The sequence below is a fragment of the Pyrobaculum sp. genome (assembly GCF_049971835.1).
In the GTDB taxonomy this organism is placed as follows: Archaea; Thermoproteota; Thermoprotei; order Thermoproteales; family Thermoproteaceae; genus Pyrobaculum.
This window is the reverse complement of sequence record NZ_JBMFKV010000227.1, coordinates 1-2,636: the sequence shown is the minus strand read 5'-3', so window position 1 is coordinate 2,636 and position 2,636 is coordinate 1. Positions and strand designations below refer to the sequence as shown.

Here is a 2,636-nt window from a genome sequence, read left to right as displayed (position 1 = left end):
CCTCAGCAAAAACTCTCTTCTTCACCTCAATATCCTCCACCACAGCCTCCACCACAACCTCAACCCCCTCAACAGCTCTACACACATCTCCCACTACAGGCTTAATTCTGGCAAGAATAGTTTGTACATCCTCCTTTAAGCGCCCTCTCTCCTTTATTTTTACCAGCGACTCCTCGATATTCCTCAACGCTTTACTTAGGATGTCTTGAGAAATATCTACGAGACTAACCTCGTAGCCAGCGATTGCGAAAAGCTCAGCAATGCCGTGGCCCATGGCGCCTGCCCCAATCACAGCTACCCGAGGCATAATCACGGACTTAAGCTGAGTATTGTCACAAAGGCGTAGTGCCCCGTGCCGCCGATGTTATGCGCCAGCGCCATCCCATTCCTAATAGGCGCTTGGCGGCCCCTCTCCACCTGTTGTCGCAATTGCTTGGCAAGCTCTGCTATCATTGAAACCCCAGTGGCCCCTATTGGGTGGCCCTTTGCCTTCAAACCCCCATCTAGGTTGACTGGTATCAACCCGCCAATGTACGTCTGTCCCTCTCGTATTAGCTTGTAGCCCTCCCCACGTTTGGCAAACCCCAGATCTTCATAAGCCATAATTTCCGCAATTGTGAAGCAGTCGTGTACCTCAGCTACGTCTAGGTACTTAACAGGATTCTGAGGATCAATGCCGGCTTTCTTATACGCCATTTGGGCGGCGACTTGCGCTGCCTCAAGCCCCACGAAGTCTAGCCTTTTGCTCAAGTTAGCGGTTCCATTTGCATAGCCAACAGCCTTGATCCAGACTGGAGTGTCCGTGAGCTTCTTTGCGATTTCTTCGCTTGCTAGTATTACCGCAGATGCGCCGTCTGTTATGGGGCTACTGTCGTACAACTTCAACGGCCACGCCACGTAGCGCGAGGCGAGGCACTCCTCCACTGTGATGACCCTCTGGAACTGGGCCTTGGGGTTGAGCGAGCCGTAGTAGTGGTTTTTTACAGCTACTTTACAGAAATCCTCCTCCGTAGCTCCGTATCTATTCATATATGCCGTGGCGTACAGCGCGTAGTACCCGGGAAAGGTTAAACCAAAGTTTTCAAATTCCCAGAAGTAATTCCCCGCCCGTCCAATAAACTCCACCACCGTAGGCGTAGGAGACTCGTTCATCTTCTCCACACCGATAGCCATGACTATATCAGCCTCACCGCTGGCAATCATGTGGTACGCCGTCCTAACAGCGGCTGATCCGGTGGCGCACGCGGCTTCTACTCTTATCCCGTTTCTAGGAACAAAGCCGCAGTATTCTCCAACCACCACTGCAGGTAGAGCCTCTGAAGACCATCCACCGACGTTCCCCACTACGAAAGCTTGGATGTCTTCGGGCGCGAGACGTGCGTCATCTAGAGCCTCCTTCACGGCTTCCCACGCTAATTCTGGTAAAGACACGTCGGCTCTGTTGCCGAACTTACTGACACCAATCCCTACCACTGCCACCTTTCCCATGTAAAGAAGCAGTAAAGTAGTATTTTATTTATTGTATAGTCTTAGACTTTGTGTGGATTTAGGTAACTAATTTGGCTACTTCGTCAGGTATCTGCCCCTTTTCCTTCAGTAATCTAATTAGCTGGCGGTAAGCCACCAGCTTCTGGATGTTGTTAGCCCCCTCGTATATCTGGGTAATCTTGACGCTTCTCAAAAACCTCTCGACGCCGGTCTCCCTAATTACCCCCACGCCGCCGTGGAGGTTTATGGCTTCGGAAATTACCTCCTCCGCCACCTCTGTGGCGTAGAACTTAGCTAGAGACGCCACAAAGGTGAACTCCCGCCTGTCCTCGTCGGCCAGCTTAGCCGCGAGGTATGTCAAGAGCCTCGCCGTGAAGATCTTAGCCATCATCTCCACCAAGCTGAACTGGATGGCTTGGAAATAGGCGACGGGGACTCCGAAGGCCTGCCTCTGGTGTACGTACTGGAACGCCCTCTCAAAGGCGGCCTGGGCCATGCCCACAGCCTGAGCGGCGACGCCTATCCTCGTCCGGTCGAAGGTCTCCATTGCGTAGAGGAAGCCCATCCCCTCCTCGCCCACCCTATTCTCGTCGGGCACCTCCACGTTTTCAAGCACCAGCTCACAGGCGTGGTTGCCGTACAAACCCATCTTGTGGTAGCACTGCTCCACCTTGAAGCCGGGGGTGTCCCTCTCCATGATGAAGAAGGTGAGGCCCAGGTACCTGACCTTCTTGTCTGGTGGCGGGTAGGTGCGGGCCAGCACTATGAAATAGTCCGCCACGTCGGAGCTACTGATGAAGGCCTTACGGCCGTTTATAACCCACCTGTCTCCCTTCTTCTCGGCCTTTGTCTGTATGCCAGCCACGTCAGAGCCACAACAAGGCTCCGTGACGGCGAAAGCCCCGAACTTCTCACCCCGGGCGATGGGCGGGACGTATTTCTGCCTCTGCTCCTCGGAGCCGAACAGCATTATTGGAGTAAGGAACAGCTCGTTAGTGCCGAAATAGACGCTCAGCCCCGGAAGGACTCTGCAGAACTCCTCGCTCATTATAGCCGCCATTCTGTGGTCGCCGCCCTGGCCGCCGTATTTCTCAGGTATCCCTATCCCGAAGAAGCCCTGCTCCGCTATCTTTTTAAGGAGATCTCTC

3 protein-coding genes are annotated in these 2,636 nt (G+C 53.8%); all 3 read right to left on the bottom strand.

The window, feature by feature from the left end:
* The coding region (locus ACP5J3_RS12825; RefSeq protein ID WP_428496043.1) for a 3-hydroxyacyl-CoA dehydrogenase NAD-binding domain-containing protein at nucleotides 1–307 on the bottom strand (307 nt) is incomplete at its 3' end.
* Between the two features lie 2 nt (nucleotides 308–309).
* Entirely contained in the window at nucleotides 310–1,488 is a 1,179-nt protein-coding gene (locus ACP5J3_RS12820) for a thiolase domain-containing protein (RefSeq protein WP_428496042.1), read from the bottom strand.
* A gap of 58 nt (nucleotides 1,489–1,546) precedes the next feature.
* Nucleotides 1,547–2,636 (bottom strand): acyl-CoA dehydrogenase family protein (locus tag ACP5J3_RS12815; RefSeq protein WP_428496041.1); only part of this gene is annotated, 1,090 nt, incomplete at its 5' end.

What these genes read in the sequence shown, in the direction of transcription:
- ACP5J3_RS12820 (WP_428496042.1), bottom strand. Translation starts at nt 1,488, where the DNA reads ATGGGAAAGGTGGCAGTGGTAGGGATTGGTGTCAGTAAGTTCGGCAAC.